Raw genomic sequence first — 16,650 nt, 5'->3', positions numbered from 1 at the left:
GGCGAATCCGTTGAATGTCTGGCTGATAATGTTTGCCGCGGGCCGCTAAACGGCTACAGATAAAGATCACACCTACAGACTTGCGGCTGATCCTGATTGCGTTCGCCGGTGGGGCGTGGGCTGAACGCGGGCCATGTGACCAGCGGTCATTACCGCACCGACGAGACGAGCAGATGTGCAACGACTTAGTGGCTTAGACGCATTCTTCCTCAACCTGGAATCACCGACGCAGCCCTTGAATGTTTGCTGTGTGCTGGAGATGGGTCCCGAGACCATGCCGGGCGGCTACACCTTCGACCGGTTTCGGGACTCGCTGTCGGCGCGGCTGGACGCGGTGCCGGAATTCCGTCTCAAGCTGGCCGACAGCCAGTTGAACTTCGGCCATCCGGTCTGGGCCGACGACGTTCATTTCGACCTCGGACGCCACCTGCACCGCGCTGCCGTGCCGGCACCCGGCGGACCCCGGGAGTTAGCGGAGATCTGCGGTCACCTCGCCGGGCTCCCCCTGGATCGCGATCGCCCGCTGTGGGACATGTGGGTGATCGAGGGCCTGCACGGCGGCGAGGCACTGGCCGTCGTCCTCAAGGTTCACCACGCGGTGGTCGACGGGGTGGGCGGCGCTACCCTCCTGGCCCAGCTGTGCAGCAGCGTGCCGGACGCTCCTGCGCCGGAACCCGTCACCCGCGCCGGCGCGGCACATCCCCTGCAGATCGCCGCGTCGGGGCTGATATCCGCGGGGCTGCGGCCGTGGCGCCTGGCCAAGGTGGTGCCCGCGACCGCGCTGACGCTGGCACAAACGCTTCTGCGCGCCCGCGGCGGTGGACACACGATGGCCGCCCCGTTCGCCGGGCCGGCCACGGCGTTCGACGGGCGGTTCACCCGGCGCCGCAACGTCGCCCTGACCACCCTGGACCTCGAGGACGTCAAAAAGGTCAAGAACAGGTTCGGCATCACCATCAACGACGTGGTGTCGGCGCTGTGCGCGGGGGCGTTGCGACAGTTCTTGTTGGACCGCGGCGAGCTGGCGGACAAGCCCATGGTGGCCACCGTGCCGGTCTCGGTGCGGGGCAGATCCGACCGGCCGGGCCGCAACCAGACCACCTGGATGCTCTGCCGGCTCGAAACCCATATCGACGATCCCGCCGAACGATTGAGCAGCATCGCCGACGGCAACGCCGCGGCCAAGGACCACGCCGCCGCCATGGGGCCCAGCCTGCTGCAGGACTGGACGCAGGTGGCCGGGCAGACCCTGTTCGGCGCCGCAAGGCTGCTGCCCCGGATACCCCTGCCCGAGAAACCGCCGCACAACCTGGTGATGTCCAACGTGCCCGGCCCGCAGGAACAGCTCTACTTCCTGGGTTGCCGGCTCGACGCGATGTACCCGCTCGGTCCGATCATCGCGGGCGCCGGGCTCAACATCACCGTCATGTCGCTCAACGGGCGGCTCGGCGTCGGCCTCATCTCGTGTCCCGATCTCGTCACCGACCTCTGGGACCTTGCCGACGCGTTTCCCGCCGCGCTCAAAGAGCTGTTGAATTGCAGCGGGCCGACACACGACGCGACCCGGTGAGCGGAACCCCGCCCGGCCGTGCCGTCACGGCATGGCAAGGTGACATCCGTGGCAAACACCGTTGCGCAGCATGACCTGCGCGAAATCGGCACCCCCAAGGGCGCTCTGCGCTATTACGACTGCGGTGCGGAATCCGCGCCGGTGTTGCTGTTCCTGCACGGCTCGGGCCCGGGCGTCACGGGGTGGCGCAACTTCCGCGGCATCCTGCCCGTTTTCGCCGAGCGCTTTCGCTGCCTGATCCTGGAGTTTCCCGGGTTCGGCGTCAGCGACGACTTCGGCGGCCACCCGATGGTCACCGCGTTCGGCACCGTGTCGCCCTTCCTGGACGCGCTCGGTGTCCACAAAACGCACATCGTCGGCAACTCGATGGGCGGCGGCGTCGGGATCAACTTCGCCACCCACCACCCCGACCGCATCGACCGGCTGGTGACCATCGGTGGCATCGGGACCAACATCTTCAGCCCCAGTCCGAGCGAGGGCATCCGGCTGCTGCAGGAATTCGTCGAGGACCCCACCCGGCAGCGGCTCGTCGACTGGCTCAAGTCGATGGTCTACGACCAGGCGCTGATCACCGAGGAACTCGTCGAGGAACGCTGGGAGCTGGCCACCGACCCGGACACGCTGGCCGCCGCGCGCCGCATGTACGGGAAAGCGGCCTTCGCCGCGATGAACGCCGCGATGGCCGCCTCCGATCGCCCGATGCCATGGGCCGTCATGCACAAGCTGACCGCACCCACCCTGCTCACCTGGGGACGCGACGACCGGGTGAGCCCGCCGGACATGGCGCTCATCCCGATGCGCACCATTCCCAACGCCGAGTTGCACATCTTCCCCAACTCCGGGCACTGGGCGATGATCGAGGCCCGGGAGGCGTTCGAAAGCGCTGTGCTGGCGTTTCTGTCGCGGGGTTAGGCGCCGACCGCCCGAGCGAGGTACGCGGCTAGGCCGATCCCGCCAATCCCCTGGTCAACAGGTCGTGCGCCTCGGGACCGCCGTTTAGGACCCGCGTGGTGCGCGCGCCGATCCGCCACCGACCGTCGATCCGGGTGAAGGCGAAATGGTTTGCGGCACAGCGCCATACGCGGTACCCCTCCCGGTCACGAACCAACACCAGGGATTCGCACACCGCCACCGCCGAGTCGCCGGTGACGGTGACGACGCACGGCCCCAGGAAATGGCAACACCCCTTGGCGACCAGCTTCTGGTGCGCCGACGAACTCACCATGGCGTGCACGGCGGCCCGGCCCTCCATGCGCCGGCCGTCGACGTCGTAGCTGCCGTCGCTCGCCCACAGCCCCGCGGCGGCGTCGGGGTCGCCGGCATCCACCGCCGGACCGTAGGAGGCGATCAGCCGGGCGATGTCGCGTTCGTCCTCAAGTCGGCGCAGCCGCGTCGACAGGTCGTCGATGTCACTCATGGTTGCTCCTCGTCGTCGGGATCGCGGCAGTGGACCACCACCCAGCCCACACGTTAGGACCCACGAGCACGCGTAACCACAACGGCCCTTTGGGATTTGCTCCGGACTTAAATCAGGCGACCCGAACATTTCGATTGACGCCCCCTAACAGCCGCGACCACTTTTTACATGTTCGTTACCCGCATCCGCTTCAAGTTGCTGGGCCCATGACCGCGGGTTAGGTTGGTCGGGTTTGCGGTCGCGAGCAACGTCGGTCGGCGACCGCCCTTGCGGATGGCCGCGACACCACCATTTGTCATGTGCGGGAAAGGGGTTGCGCGTGCGCCAGCTCTCGCCGCTGCGGGCGATCTCGACGGGACTCGGCGCCGCCGCGGGAGTCCACGACGCGGTCGGCCGGCTGGCCACCGCCGGCCTCGACGTCGTCACGCTGCCGGTTCGGGTGGGCGCGCAGGTGCTCTCGGGCGAGGTTTCCCGCGCCACGCTGACCCGGCGGTGCTGGCGGGGCGACCGCCGCCTGTGGATCGAGGTCCGCGGGCTCGACGGCGCGGACGGTGCGGCACGTGGGCGCGCCGCCGTTGATGCGCTGCGGGCACAGCCCGGCGTCACGAAAGTGAGCCTGAACCGTCCGCTGTCGCGGGTGGTCGTCGAGATGGACGACGCGGCGTCGCTCAACGAGCTTTGCTCCGCGCTTGACGACGCCGAAACTGCTTACGGTCCAGCCGATTCCACGCGCGCGGACAGCTTGCCCGGTGACGGTCTGCTGATGGCCACCCGCGGAGCGATGGTGGCTGTCAACGCCGCCGGGTTCGCGGTCGCGGTCGCGGGCCGGGCGTTGCGGTTGCCGGCGGCCCCGATCGCCGTCGAGGCCGCGTCGGCGATCGCGAACTATCAACCATGGCTGCGCCGTCTGCTCGAGGGCGGGATCGGGCCCGGCGCGACGGACACGGCGTTGTCGGTGTTCGGCACCGCCGCACATGTTGTCACGCTGTCACCTGCGAAGCTCTCGGTCGACCTGGCGATGCAGGCGTTCAAGGCCGCCGAGTGCCGGGCCGCGGCGCGGGCATGGGCCCGTTACGAGCCGGAGTTGGCCCGGCATGCAGATGAGTCGGAGATGCATCGTTTTGTGCGCCCGGTTCCCCCACCGACCGGCCCGATCGATCGTCATGGGAAGCGGGTGGCGTGGGTGCAGATGATCGGCGTCGGCCTCACCGGCGCCGTCACCCGCAACGTCACCATGGCGTCGAACGCCGCGCTGGCGGCCTCGCCGAAGGCGATGCGCACCACCCATGAGGCGTTCGCGGCCACACTCGGGCGAGGGTTGGCAGACCACCACGCGGTGCTTCCGCTGCGGCCGGAAAGTTTGCGCAGGCTCGACAAGGTCGACGCACTGCTGATCGATCCGCGCGTGCTGTGTGGCGCCCAGATGCGGGTGGTTCGCGTCCGCGGCGCCCGCGACGACGGCCTGCTGACGGCCTGGACCCGCGCTCAGGAGCTGCTCGAGGACGGCCCGGCCCCAGGCTGGCACCGGATTCCCCCACCCTGCAACGACGCCGACAATGGCGGCGGTGCGGTCGAGGCGCTGATCGCCCCGGCCCCACACCCTCTCGCGTCGGCGTTGATCACCCGCGCGCGCGACTCCGGTGCGCGCCTGGTGTCCGTCGACACCGACCTGCTCGGTGACCTGCGTCCCGCGTTCGACGACGTCCACCCGGTCGGCGACGGCCACATCGACGGCGCGCTCGCCGATGCGGTGTCCGCGCTGCAGCGCGACGGCCACACCGTCGCGGTGCTGTCCTGTTCAGGTGCGCAAGCCCTTTCGCGCGCCGACGTGGCGCTGGGGATACGGCCGGACGCGGATGCTGCGCCGCCCTGGGCCGCCGACCTGATGCTCGACGACCTGGCCGGAGCGTGGCGGGTGCTGCATGCGTTACCGGCGGCCAGGAGGGCGAGCCAGCAGGGCATCGCGATCTCGGTGGGCGCATCGGCGCTGGGCGCCTTGTTCATGGTGCCCGGGGTGCGCCGGTTGCGCGGTCCCGGCCCGGTGACCGTCGGAGCCGTCGCGGGCCTGCTGTCGGGCTACCTGTTGGCGCTCGGCACGATTCGCACGCCCGTGCCGCGGCCGGCGCCGGCGTTCGAGTGGCACGCGATGTCGGCCGAGCGGGTCCGCGAAGTGCTGGCAACACTGCGTGAACCCGACGAACCCTCTGCGGCAACGGATTCCGCGCATGACGGCGCCGGGTTCCCCGCCGCTGCGTGGGAGTTCGCCAGGGCCGCCGTCACCGAGTTGACCGGTGACCCGTTGACGCCAATCCTCGGATTGTGTTCGGCGGCCACCGCGGTGCTGGGCTCACCGACCGACGCGGTGCTGGTCGGCACCGTGCTGACCGGAAACGCGCTGCTGTCGACCGCCCAACAGCTTCGGGCCGAGAACCGGCTGAACCGCCTGCTCGCTCAGCAGACCCCGCCGGCCCGCGTGGTCACCCGGGGATCCGACGCCGCACCCGGCTACCGCGAAGTCGTTGTCGAGCAGCTGCGGCCCGGCGACGTGATCGAGGTTCGCAGCGACGAGGTGGTGCCCGCCGACGCTCGGGTCATCGAGGCACACGACCTCGAGGTCGACGAGTCGTCGCTGACCGGTGAATCGCTGTCGGTCCAAAAGCAGGTCGAGCCCACGCCCGGGGCCGAACTGGCCGACCGCCGCTGCATGATCTACGCCGGAACCACCGTGGTGGCCGGCACCGCGGTCGCGCTGGTCACCGCGGTCGGGGCCGACACCCAGAGTCGCCGCGCGGCCGAACTGGCGTCCGGTGAACTGCCGACCGTCGGCCTGCACCATCAACTCAGCCAGCTGATGAGCCGCGCCTTCCCGTTCAGCGCGGGCGGCGGCATCCTGGTCGGCGCGCTCGGGCTGCTGCGCGCCGGCGGTCTGCGCCAAGCCCTCGGCAGCGCCATCGCCGTCGCCGTCGCGGCCATCCCCGAGGGCATGCCGCTGATGGCCACCCTCGCCCAATCCGCGTCGGCCCAGCGGCTGGGCGAATGCGGGGCGCTGGTGCGGGTGCCGCGCGCCGCCGAGGCGCTCGGTCGCGTCGAGGTGGTCTGCTTCGACAAGACCGGAACGCTGAGCGAGAACCGGCTCCGCGTCGCCGAGGTGCACCCGGTGGCGGGCCATTCCCGCGACGACGTCCTGCGGTGCGCCGCCCAGGCCGCACCGGCGGACGACGGCAACCCCCACGTGCACGCCACCGACGAAGCCATCATCAAGGCGGCGGACGCCGCGGCGGGGTCCGGCCCGCGACCCGGGCCCGACGCGCACCTGCCGTTCCGGTCCGGCAGGGCGTTCTCGGCGTCGGTGACGGGCACGCAGTTGACCGTCAAGGGCGCACCGGAAGTGGTCTTGGCGGCGTGCGGGGAAGCGGACCCGGACGTGGACAGCGCGGTCGCGGCCCTGACGACGGCGGGGCTGCGGACGATCGCGGTGGCTCAACGCCGCCTGAGCGCGGCGCAGACGCGAGCGTTGCGCAAAGACCCGGACGCCATCACCGGTTTGTGCGCGACGGGCTTGACGCTCACCGGATTTCTGGGCCTCTCGGACACCCCGCGCCCCCAGGCGCCGCAGTTGCTGGCGGACCTGGCCGCCCGCGGCGTCGCCATCCGGCTGATCACCGGCGACCATCCCGTCACCGCGACCGCGATCGCCCGCGAACTTGGGGTGTCGGTGAGCGCGGACCAGGTGATCACCGGCTCCGAGTGGAACGCGCTGTCGCGGCATGATCAGCAGCGGGCGGTCTCCGAGCGGGTGATCTTCGCCCGGATGTCGCCGGAGAACAAGGTGCAGGTCGTCCAGACGCTCGAGCGCGCCGGGCGGGTGAGCGCCATGGTCGGCGACGGCGCCAACGACGCCGCCGCGATCCGGGCGGCAAGCGTCGGCGTCGGTGTGGTCGCGCGCGGCAGCGACTCCGCCCATACGACCGCCGACCTGGTCCTCACCGACGGCCGCATCGAGACGCTGGTGGCCGCCATCGACGAGGGACGCCGGCTGTGGCGCGGGGTCCAGGCGGCCGTCGCCGGCCTGCTCGGCGGCAACGCCGGCGAGGTGATTTTCTCGGTCATCGGGACGGCCCTCACCGGCACGTCACCGCTGAACACCCGGCAGCTGCTGCTGATCAACATGCTCACCGACGCGCTGCCCGCGACCGCGGTCGCCGTCAGCACGCCCGCCGGGCCGGTGCAACGCGTCGGCCGCGGCATCGACGAACGCGCGCTTCGGCGAACCGTTGTCGCGCGGGGGGCGCTCACCGCCACCGCCGCCACGACGGCCTGGGTGATGGCGTCGGTCACCGGGCTGCCGCAGCGGGCCTCCACCGTCGCGCTGATCTCATTGGTCGCCGTCGAGCTCGGCCAGACCGTGGTCGACTCGCACGCGCCCCTGGTGCTACTCACCGCCGCCGGCTCGTTCGCCGCGTTCACCGCGATGATCAGCACCCCGGGGATCAGCCAACTGCTGGGCTGCACACCGGTCGGCCCGCTGGGCTGGGCGCAGGGGCTGGGCACCGCCACGGCCGCCGTCCTCGCCGTCGCCGCCACGAATCGGTTGCGGTCGGGCCGCCGGGACGAAGAGTCACCACTCGCCGGTGAGCCGGAACTCGACGAGCCCGCCGAGACCGCCCCACAACCACCGCAGCACAGCGGATCCCGGGCGCCGCATACCGCGGTCCTCGCGGCCCCCGCGAAGGCCGCGCGTGCGCTGAAATTGGTGGACCGACACCAGCATCGAATTTCGGCAGACGCCGTCACCGATCGCCCGTGAGGCCATCAGTCACGGGCACCGCGCGGCTTTATGAACACGCCTTCCGCACCGACCGTGAGTCCTTGGCTATCGGTTATCTGCCCCTTCGCGAAGGTCTTCACGCCCTCGACGCGCTCGACCCACGCTTCTGCCCGCACCAGACCTAACGGGGTCCCCCGGACATAGCGCAGGGTGAGCGTGCCGGTGTAGGCCGGTCGACCGGGTTCGTGCGCGGTCGCGCCCAGGACGTGGTCGAGGACCAACGCGCACACTCCGCCATGGACATGCCCCGGAGGCCCTTCGTAGGCGGCGCCGAGTGTGATTTCGGTCCACACGGCACCACCGGCGTCGCGGTGGATTACCAGCGGAGGTGCGACCGGGTTGCGTGCACCGATCATGACGTTGCCGGAGGTGACAGGTTGGCCGTCGAACGGGTTGCGAACACCGAATGAGCCCGGCATCAGGCTTTCGCTCAATTGCTCTATCGCGCAATCAATGTGCGTCTTCGCCGCCACAACGGTACCGGCGCCGGCCTCGGTGCGGATGGTCGCGTCGATCAGTCGGCGAACGGACTGGGTGAGCGCTTCATACGCCGGTGCGCCGCTGCCATCGTTGCCCATCATCCCCGCGATGCCTTGCTGCGCGAAGCGCGCGGCCACGGCGAGCACGGTGACCGCTTTTCCGGTCTGCTGCTCATGTCGCCTTCTGTGACAGGCCGGCGTCTACGACGAGCTGCGTGCCCGTGATGTAGCGGGCCTCCTCGGAGGCCAGGAACACCGCCACGTTGGCGATGTCGACGGGCTCCACCCACGGCACCGGCAGCAGGTTGCGCGCCCGCAGCACTTCCGCGGCGTCCGCGGCGGTCGGGTTCTCGAGATCCGGGCGTAACCGCCGAAACATCTTGTCGTTGAGCACCATCGGGGTCGCGACCGGTCCGGGATGAACGGTGTTGACCCGGATCCTCGACGGCCCGAGCTCGTTCGCCAGGGTGCGCGCCAACCCCACCACCGCGTGTTTGCTCGCCGTGTAATGCGCGGTATTGGGCGTCCCGCGAAGACCGTTGGTCGAACTGATGATCACGATCGCGCCGCCTTCGCCCATGTGCGGTACACCGGCCTTGACCGTGTGCCATACGCCGGTCAGGTTGATGTCGAGCGTGCGCTGCCAGTCCTGGGGGTCGAGTTCCCACGTCCGGCCGCCGGCAAGGTGAATTCCGGCATTCGCGACGACGATGTCGAGGCGCCCCAGTGCCGCGACGCCGTTGGCTACGGCGCCCGTTACAGCCCCCAAATGACTCACGTCGGCAACACTTGTCACGCAGCGCCGACCGCGGCTTTCGACATCCCTTGCGGTGTCGAGCAACTCGTCGCTTGCCGCGGTCGCATCGAGCGCGATCACATCTGCGCCCTCGTCGGCGAAGCGCTGACAATGCACCCGTCCGGTACCCCTCGCCGCGCCGGTGACCAGCACTACCTTGCCGAGCAGTCTCTTCATCGTGGCTTCTCAACCAGATCGAAGCCCCGGTAACCGGCCTTGGCCACCTCGTCGCAGATGTCGTTGTATGTCGCGAAGCCGCCGACGAACAACATGAATCCCCTTGGCTTTCCGGGCACGTTGGCGCCCATGTACCAGGACTCCGCCTTGGTGAACAGCGTGGCCTCGGCGAGGCGGGCACATTCGGCCCCCCAGCCGTCGACGGCATCGCGGGTCGCCTCGATCGCGGCCAACCCGTGCCCGTCGAGGTAGGCAATGGTCGCGGCGATCCAATTCACCTGCGCCTCGGCGTGCAGCACCATGTTCGCCAGCACCGCGGGCGCCCCGGGACCGGAGATCAGGAACAGGTTGGGAAATGAGTCGACGCCCAGCCCCAGGTAGGTGCGCGGCCCCTGTGCCCAGTCGTCCCGCAACCGACGACCGCCGCGTCCGATGATGTCGATTTTGGCCAGCGCACCGGTGAGGGCGTCGAAACCCGTTGCCAGCACGATCATGTCGACGTCGTAGTGCGCGCCGGCGGTTCTGATCCCAGTGGTGTCCACGGCTTCGATCGGTGTGTCGCGCACGCTGATGAGCGACACGTTCGGCCGGTTGAAGGTGCTGAAATAGTTGCTGTCGGTGCAGATCCGCTTCGTGCCGATCGGGTGATCGTTGGGGATAAGCAGGTCCGCCAGCGCGGGGTCGTCGATGACGGCGCGCACCTTCTCCTCGTAGAACTTTCGGGCCTCGTCGTTGGCGGTCAAGTCGATCATCTGGTCGGGGAACGTCTTCGAGAACAGCACACCGCCCAGCTGCCAACGCTTATCGAAGGCCACCCGGCGTTCCTCCGGCGTGAATTCCATCGTCGGCTTCGGCGCCGTGATGTGCGGTGACCCGCCGCCGCTGCGCCACGAGAGCCGTCGCCGTTCCGGGTAGTTCGCCTTGATGTCGTCGAGTTCCCGTTTGGTCAACGGCTGGTTGCCGGCCGGGACACTGTAGTTGGGCGTGCGTTGGAAGACGAAGAGATGTTTGGCGTGTTCGGCGATGATCGGAATCGATTGAATGCCAGACGAACCGGTGCCGATAACGGCGACCCGCTTTCCGGCGAAATCGACGGGATGCTGCGGCCAAGCGGCGGTGTGGTAGATCTCGCCCGCGAACGACTCGAGGCCGTGGAAGTTCGGCGTCAAAGCCGCTGACAGCGGACCCGTCGCCATCAGGCAGAACCGGGCGGACAGCACGTCGCCACCCTCGGTGGTGACCACCCAGCGCAGCGCGGTGTCGTCGAACGCCGCGGACACGACGCGGGCACGGAATGTGATGTCGCGCCGCAGGTCGAGTTTGTCGGCCACCCAGTTCAGGTAGGCGAGGATCTCCGCCTGGGTGGCGTACTTCTCGGTCCAGTTCCACTCTTGCTGCAGTTCATCGGAGAACGAATAGCAGTAATCGACGCTTTCGACGTCACAGCGCGCCCCCGGGTATCGGTTGTAGTACCAGGTGCCTCCCAGCTCCGGCGCCGCCTCCAGGACCCGCACGGACAGTCCCTGACTGCGCAGCTTGTGTAGGGCGTAGAGGCCGGCGAACCCGGCGCCGACCACGACAACGTCGACCAGCTCCGCGCTATTCACAGGCACCGACGGTATGTCCTGCCACCTCGACCGCCGGGGCCGGTTCCCGGTGACCGGACACTGCGGTGACGTTGTCCCGGCCATCGGCCGCGCGCAGGGCGCACGGCAACCTCGAGCCGGCTGGACGGCCCGATTCCCACGCGCCAGGCCCGGCCCGTGAGCGGCGCATCGGAGGCTGAATTCTGAGCGCTTTTGCTTCCGCTCATCGGGAACGGCTTCGGCTGAGGCACGAACTGCGGTAGACCATTACTAAGCCTCCAGACGTAAGGACACCAACATGAGCGAACGGGTACTCGACCGGGTCGTGGCGATGGCGGATCAGTTGCGCGACCAGGCCCCCGAGGCCGAGCGGATCGGCCGGCTCACCGATGACACGGTCAAGCTGATGAAGGGCGCCGGTCTCATCCGGCTGCTGCAAACCAAGCAGTATCAGGGCTTCGAGGTGCACCCCCGCGAGTTCGCCGAGACGACGATGGCGACCGCCGCGCTGGACCCGGCGGCCGGCTGGATCGTCGGCGTGGTCGGCGTGCACCCCTATCAGTTGGCGTACGCGGACCCGAAGGTCGCGGCCGAAATCTGGGCCGACGACGTCGACACGTGGATGGCCTCGCCGTACGCGCCGCAGGGGGTGGCCAAACCGGTCGACGGTGGCTACATCTTCAACGGCCGCTGGCAGTTCAGCTCGGGCACCGACCACTGCGACTGGATCATCCTGGGCGCGATGCTGGGCGACGACAAGGGCATTCCGATCATGCCGCCGCAGATGTTGCACATGATCCTCCCGCGCAAGGATTACGAGATCGTCGAGGACTCGTGGAACGTGGTGGGGCTGCGCGGAACCGGCTCCAAGGACGTCATCGTCTCCGATGCGTTCGTCCCGTCCTACCGGACGATGGATGCTACGAAGGTGATGGACGGCACCGCCCAGCGCGAGGCCGGCATGACCGAACCGCTCTATCTGATGCCGTGGTCGACGATGTTTCCGCTGGGCATCTCGGCGGCCACGATCGGCATCGCCGAGGGGGCGCTGGCCGCGCACCTGGACTACCAGCGCGAGCGCGTCGGCGCCACCGGGACCGCGATCAAGGACGACCCCTACGTCATGTTCGCCATCGGCGAGGCGGCCGCCGACATCAACGCCGCCCGCCAGGAACTGCTGGCCAATGCCGACCGCATCTACGACATGGTCGCCGCCGGCAAGGAGGTGTCGTTCGCCGACCGCGCGGCCGGGCGGCGCACCCAGATCCGCGCGGTGTGGCGCGCGGTGGCGGCGGTCGACGAGATCTTCGCCCGCTCGGGCGGCAACGCGGCCCGGATGGACAAGCCGCTGCAACGGTATTGGCGCGACGTGCATGTCGGCCAACTGCACGCCATCCACATGCCGGGCACCACCTATCACGCGTCGGCGCTGAGTTCGCTGGGTGTCGACCCGCCCGAGGGCCCCCTGCGGGCCTTGATCTAGGAGAGCACGTTGACCGACCTGAAAAGCTTGGGCTACATCACCATTTCGACGAACGACATCGACCGCTGGCGGCAATTCGCCTTCGGCGTCCTGGGTTTCGCCGAGGGTAAGGGTCCTGACCCGGGCGCGCTGTACCTGCGGATGGACGAGCGCGCGGCCCGGCTCATCGTGGTGCCCGGTGATACCGACCGGGTGCTGACGGTCGGCTGGGAGGTGCGCGACCGCCCGGCGCTGCAACGGGTCAAGGCGACCCTGGACGCCGCCGGAACCCCGTTCAAGCAGCTGTCCACCGACGAGGCCGAGGCCCGCCGCGTCGAAGAGGTGATCACCTTCGAGGACCCGGCCGGCACCACGCTCGAGGTCTTCCACGGTGCGGTGCTCGACCACAGCCCCGTCGTCACCCCGTTCGGCGCGAAATTCGTCACCGGCGACCAGGGCATGGGCCACGTGGTGGTGCCGGCGACGGACCCGAACGGGCTGTTCGACTTCTACACCGAGGTGCTGGGGTTCCGCTCGCGCGGCGCGTTCCGGGTGCCCTTGCCCAAAGAGTTTGGGCCCGTGCGGGTCCGGTTCCTGGGCATCAACCAACGCCACCACAGCCTGGCGATCGTGCCGGCCGCACACCAGCGCGACCCGCGCCTGGTGCACATCATGGTGGAGGTCGACAGCCTCGACGCCGTCGGCCAGGCGCTGGACCGGGTGAACGCCGAGGGTTTTCAGCTGTCCTCCACGCTGGGCCGGCACACCAACGACAAGATGGTGTCGTTCTACGTCCGCGCTCCCGGGGACTGGGACATCGAGTTCGGCACCGACGGCATGCGCGTCGACGAAACCTATTACACCGCAGAGGAGATCACCGCCGACAGCTACTGGGGCCACCAGTGGATCGGCGAAATGCCCGCGGCCATGCGGCTATGACGCCGGACACCGACGTCACGCCGGTCCCGGCCGCGTCGATCACGTCGTGGGATGACGAGGCCGACGTGGTCATCGCCGGCTACGGGGTGGCCGGCGCCGCCGCGGCGGTGGAGGCTGCGCGCTCCGGCGCCGACGTGCTGGTGACCGAACGCACCGGGTCCTGGGGCGGTGCGGCGGCAATGGCCGGCGGGTTCATTTACCTCGGCGGCGGGACGCCCCTGCAAAAGGCCTGCGGCTTCGACGATTCCGTGGACAACATGGCGGCGTTCCTGAACGTCGCGATGGGACCCGGCGCCGACGCGGACCGGATCGCCGACTACTGCGCCGGTAGCGTGGCCCACTTCGACTGGCTGGTCGGCTGCGGCGTGCCGTTCAAGGCGGAGTTCTTCTCCGAACCCGGCTGGGAACCGATGGGCGACCAGGGCCTGATGTACAGCGGCGGCGAAAACGCCTACCCCTTCAACACGATCGCCTCCCCCGCCCCGCGCGGGCACGTCCCGCAGATGTCGAACAAGAAGCAGGGCGAAGCCAGCGCGGGCTACATGCTGATGAAGCCGCTCGTCGAGACCGCCACCGCCGCCGGCGCACGCGCGCTCTACGACGTGCGGGTGCAAGGCCTCATCGTCGCAGCCGACGGCAGGGTGGTCGGGATCCGGGCGCGCCGGTACGGCAACGACATTGCCGTCCGGGCCCGCAAGGGCGTGGTGCTCGCAACCGGCAGCTTCGCCTACAACGACGCGATGGTGGCCCGTTACGCCCCGCGGATCGCGGGCCGCCCGGCCGCCTCCATCGAACAGCACGACGGGCAGGCGATCCGGATGGCCCAGGCGTTGGGCGCCGATTTGGCGCACATGGACGCCACCGAGGTCGCGATCTTCATCGACCCCCAACAATTGGTGCGCGGCATCCTGGTCAACGGCCGCGGCCAGCGCTATGTCGCCGAGGACACCTATCCGGGCCGCATCGGCCAGCTCACGCTCTACCAGCAGGACAACATCGCGTTCCTGATCATCGACGACGACGCCCAGCAGGAGGCGATGGCGTCGTGGTCCCCGAAATTCATGCTGCGCCCGGCGACCTGGGTGGCCGACAGCGTCGCCGACCTGGAACGCGACATGGGCCTGGCGCCGGGATCCCTGCAGGCGACCGTCGCCGCCTACAACGAGGGCGCCGCCCGCGGCGAGGACCCGCTGCTGCACAAGAAACCGGAGTGGTTGAAGCCCATCGGTTCCCCGGTCGGCGCGATCGACTTGCGGGAAAACACGGGCGGTTTCACCTTGGGCGGCCTGGCCACCACGCTGGACGCCGAGGTGCTCCACGTCAGTGGTGAACCCATTCCCGGCCTCTTCGCCGCCGGGCGCTGCACCGCCGGACTGGCCGCGTGGGGCTACGCCAGCGGTATCTCGCTCGGCGACGGCAGCTTCTACGGCCGGCGCGCGGGCCGATCCGCGGCCAAGGGCTGAGCCCGGCCGCATCCTTCTCCGCCGCAACCACACAGCCGCCGATCCCGGGTTCGTTACGCGTGACAACCGCCACACCGGTGTGCTAGGAATATTCCTATTAGGAATATATCGGTCAGGCACATTTGGAGAATCGATGTCAGGTATCGCTGAATCCGCCACCCCCACGGCCGTCATCGACCGCATATCGCTGGTTCTCGACGCCTTCGAGGGTCCGGGGCGACTCACCTTGGCGCAGATCGTCAGGCGTACCGGCCTGCCGCGCTCGTCGGCGCATCGGATGCTCGAACGCCTGGTGCAGCTGCGCTGGTTGCGCCGCAGCGGCCGCGATTACGAGTTGGGCATGCGCCTCGTCGAACTCGGATCGCTCGCCGTGCATCAGGACCGGCTGGTGCGGGCGGCCGGCCCGTTGCTGGGCGAATTGCACCGCGCCACCGGCCTTGTCGTGCACCTGGCCGTCCTCGAGGGCCCGGACGTGGTGTACCTGGACAAGATCGGCGACCAGAGAATCCCCACCCGGGTGGGCGGTCGCCAGCCCGCCCACTGCACCGCGGTCGGCAAGGCGATCCTCGCCTATCGCGATGAGGATGCCGACATCGATCTGCGGGTACGGAAGACGAGATACTCGATCTCCGGCGGCACCCAGTTGGCCGTCGAGCTGGCCAAGGTGCGCGCGCACGGCGTCGCCTTCGAGCGCGAGGAGTCGCTCCTCGGCTTCGGTTGCGTGGCGGCGCCGATCGGCGGGCCGGGTGAGGCGGTGGCCGCGGTGTCGGTGTGCGGTCCGATGAACCGCATGATGTTCGACCAGCGGTTGACCTCGCCCGTGCGGATGACCGCGATGGGCATCTGGCGCAACGTCGAGGACGGCCCGCAACGTGTCGCGCCGACCTTGCAGCCGCTGCGCCCGCTGCGTCCCGCAGGACCGGCGCCGCGGCCCGCCCTTCAGTACGCGTGAACGCGTGCACATGGCGGGCGGCAAGGTCTTCGTGATCGACCGGGTGGTGACCCGGCCCGGCTGCGCTCGGCGGTTCGTCGACGCCTACCTCGCCGAATACGCCCCTGGCGCGCGAGAGCGCGGGATGACGTTGCGCGACGTTCTGGTCAGCCCGCCGATCTGGTTCGATGACGACACCAACACCGTGACGATCACCTGGACGCTGCCCGACGTGCGGGCGTGGTGGGAGATGACGTGGAAGGGCAGGCCGGACCCGGCCCTGGGCGAATGGTGGTCGCGGATCGGCGAGTTCGTGCAGGAGCGGTCGCGCTCCTTCGCGGCGAGCGCCGATGACGTCGACGATCTCTGCGATGTATAGCGTCACCAGGTTGCTCGACATCGTCGAGGACGACCGCGACCGACTGCTCGACGAGATGCGTGCCGCCGCGGCCGACAGCCGCGCTCTGCGGTGGGTGGTGGCGCCGACGCTCCCCGGCGCGCGCAACGGCGGTGACGTCCTGGTGCACCTGCGGTTCGGCGCGCCTGCCCAATGGGACTGTGCGGCACCGCTCTTCGATGCCTTGATGGCCGACTCGGCGGTTACCCGCGTCAACGGCGCGAACTACTCGGGCCGGCCCGTCGGATCCGGCGAGCCGAGGGGCACGGTGTACCGGACGCTGTTGCTTCGCGTTGCACCCCAGGCCGCGCCGGCCACCGTCGCCCGCTTCGAGCACGAACTGTCGTCGATGGCGCGCTATGTGTCGTCCATCCGCGCATGGCAACTGAGCCGGGTGTCCGAGGCCGTCGGAACCTGCGGCTGGACCCATGTGTTCGAGCAAGAGTTCGCCGACGTCGACGGGCTGATGGGACCCTATTTGATGCATCCGATCCACTGGGCCGTCGTGGACCGCTGGTTCGACCCGGAGTGTCCCGACGTCATCATCCACGACCGAGTCTGCCACAGCTTCTGCGACTCCCACGACCCGGTGCTCGGCTGACGGA

Annotated in this window: 13 protein-coding genes; 9 read left to right on the top strand and 4 right to left on the bottom strand. The window is 69.3% G+C overall.

Translation table 11 applies throughout. The features are described from left to right. Nucleotides 1–175: 175 nt before the first annotated feature. On the top strand, nucleotides 176–1,570 hold the full coding sequence (locus G6N51_RS02795) for a WS/DGAT/MGAT family O-acyltransferase (RefSeq protein ID WP_083171495.1): 1,395 nt from the start codon (nucleotides 176–178) through the stop codon (nucleotides 1,568–1,570). 48 nt (nucleotides 1,571–1,618) lie between these two features. Further along, nucleotides 1,619–2,482 carry an alpha/beta fold hydrolase gene (locus G6N51_RS02790; protein WP_083171557.1) on the top strand — a complete coding sequence of 288 codons (864 nt, stop codon included), beginning with the start codon at nucleotides 1,619–1,621 and terminating at the stop codon, nucleotides 2,480–2,482. Nucleotides 2,483–2,510: 28 nt separating this feature from the next. Here G6N51_RS02790 and G6N51_RS02785 read toward each other — a convergent pair whose 3' ends face one another. Continuing rightward, on the bottom strand, nucleotides 2,511–2,987 hold the full coding sequence (locus tag G6N51_RS02785) for a nuclear transport factor 2 family protein (protein ID WP_083171496.1): 477 nt from the start codon (nucleotides 2,985–2,987) through the stop codon (nucleotides 2,511–2,513). A 319-nt stretch (nucleotides 2,988–3,306) separates the two neighbouring features. On the opposite strand from G6N51_RS02785, the gene G6N51_RS02780 reads away from it, so the two are divergent. Beyond that, nucleotides 3,307–7,794, top strand: coding sequence for a cation-translocating P-type ATPase (locus G6N51_RS02780; protein ID WP_083171497.1), 4,488 nt, complete (start codon nucleotides 3,307–3,309; stop codon nucleotides 7,792–7,794). Nucleotides 7,795–7,799: 5 nt separating this feature from the next. Here the strand turns inward: G6N51_RS02780 and G6N51_RS02775 are convergent, their stop codons facing one another. The 3 genes from G6N51_RS02775 to G6N51_RS02765 all read right to left on the bottom strand — a co-directional run bounded on the left by G6N51_RS02775 (nucleotide 7,800) and on the right by G6N51_RS02765 (nucleotide 10,958). Then, nucleotides 7,800–8,393, bottom strand: a complete 594-nt coding sequence (locus G6N51_RS02775; RefSeq protein ID WP_083171558.1) for a PaaI family thioesterase — start codon at nucleotides 8,391–8,393, stop codon at nucleotides 7,800–7,802. A 73-nt stretch (nucleotides 8,394–8,466) separates the two neighbouring features. Beyond that, nucleotides 8,467–9,267 carry a mycofactocin-coupled SDR family oxidoreductase gene (locus tag G6N51_RS02770; protein ID WP_083171498.1) on the bottom strand — a complete coding sequence of 267 codons (801 nt, stop codon included), beginning with the start codon at nucleotides 9,265–9,267 and terminating at the stop codon, nucleotides 8,467–8,469. Further along, nucleotides 9,264–10,958, bottom strand: a complete 1,695-nt coding sequence (locus tag G6N51_RS02765) for a flavin-containing monooxygenase (RefSeq protein WP_276055161.1) — start codon at nucleotides 10,956–10,958, stop codon at nucleotides 9,264–9,266. The genes G6N51_RS02770 and G6N51_RS02765 overlap by 4 nt, the downstream gene beginning before the upstream one ends. Before the next feature lie 193 nt (nucleotides 10,959–11,151). On the opposite strand from G6N51_RS02765, the gene G6N51_RS02760 reads away from it, so the two are divergent. From G6N51_RS02760 to G6N51_RS02735, 6 genes are all read left to right on the top strand, one after another. Continuing rightward, a complete protein-coding gene (locus tag G6N51_RS02760) occupies nucleotides 11,152–12,336 on the top strand; it encodes an acyl-CoA dehydrogenase family protein (protein WP_083171500.1) in 1,185 nt (394 codons plus the stop codon). A gap of 9 nt (nucleotides 12,337–12,345) precedes the next feature. After that, on the top strand, nucleotides 12,346–13,254 hold the full coding sequence (gene bphC / locus G6N51_RS02755) for a biphenyl-2,3-diol 1,2-dioxygenase (RefSeq protein WP_083171501.1): 909 nt from the start codon (nucleotides 12,346–12,348) through the stop codon (nucleotides 13,252–13,254). Continuing rightward, nucleotides 13,251–14,717, top strand: coding sequence for an FAD-dependent oxidoreductase (locus G6N51_RS02750; RefSeq protein WP_083171502.1), 1,467 nt, complete (start codon nucleotides 13,251–13,253; stop codon nucleotides 14,715–14,717). Before bphC ends, G6N51_RS02750 begins: the two co-directional genes overlap by 4 nt. Nucleotides 14,718–14,850: 133 nt before the next feature. Continuing rightward, entirely contained in the window at nucleotides 14,851–15,669 is an 819-nt protein-coding gene (locus G6N51_RS02745) for an IclR family transcriptional regulator (protein ID WP_083171503.1), read from the top strand. A 10-nt stretch (nucleotides 15,670–15,679) separates the two neighbouring features. Continuing rightward, nucleotides 15,680–16,027 (top strand): hypothetical protein, encoded by a 348-nt coding sequence (locus G6N51_RS02740; RefSeq protein WP_083171559.1) that lies wholly within the window; start codon nucleotides 15,680–15,682, stop codon nucleotides 16,025–16,027. Then, the gene (locus G6N51_RS02735) at nucleotides 16,020–16,646 is read left to right on the top strand and encodes a Dabb family protein (protein WP_083171504.1); all 627 of its coding nucleotides are present in this window, start codon (nucleotides 16,020–16,022) and stop codon (nucleotides 16,644–16,646) included. The genes G6N51_RS02740 and G6N51_RS02735 overlap by 8 nt, the downstream gene beginning before the upstream one ends. Nucleotides 16,647–16,650 lie beyond the last annotated feature (4 nt).

It is taken from the genome of Mycobacterium paraseoulense, assembly GCF_010731655.1.
Taxonomy (GTDB): Bacteria; Actinomycetota; Actinomycetes; order Mycobacteriales; family Mycobacteriaceae; genus Mycobacterium; species Mycobacterium paraseoulense.
The sequence above is the reverse complement of the archived record's forward strand: the minus strand, read 5'-3'. Positions and strand labels throughout refer to the sequence as shown.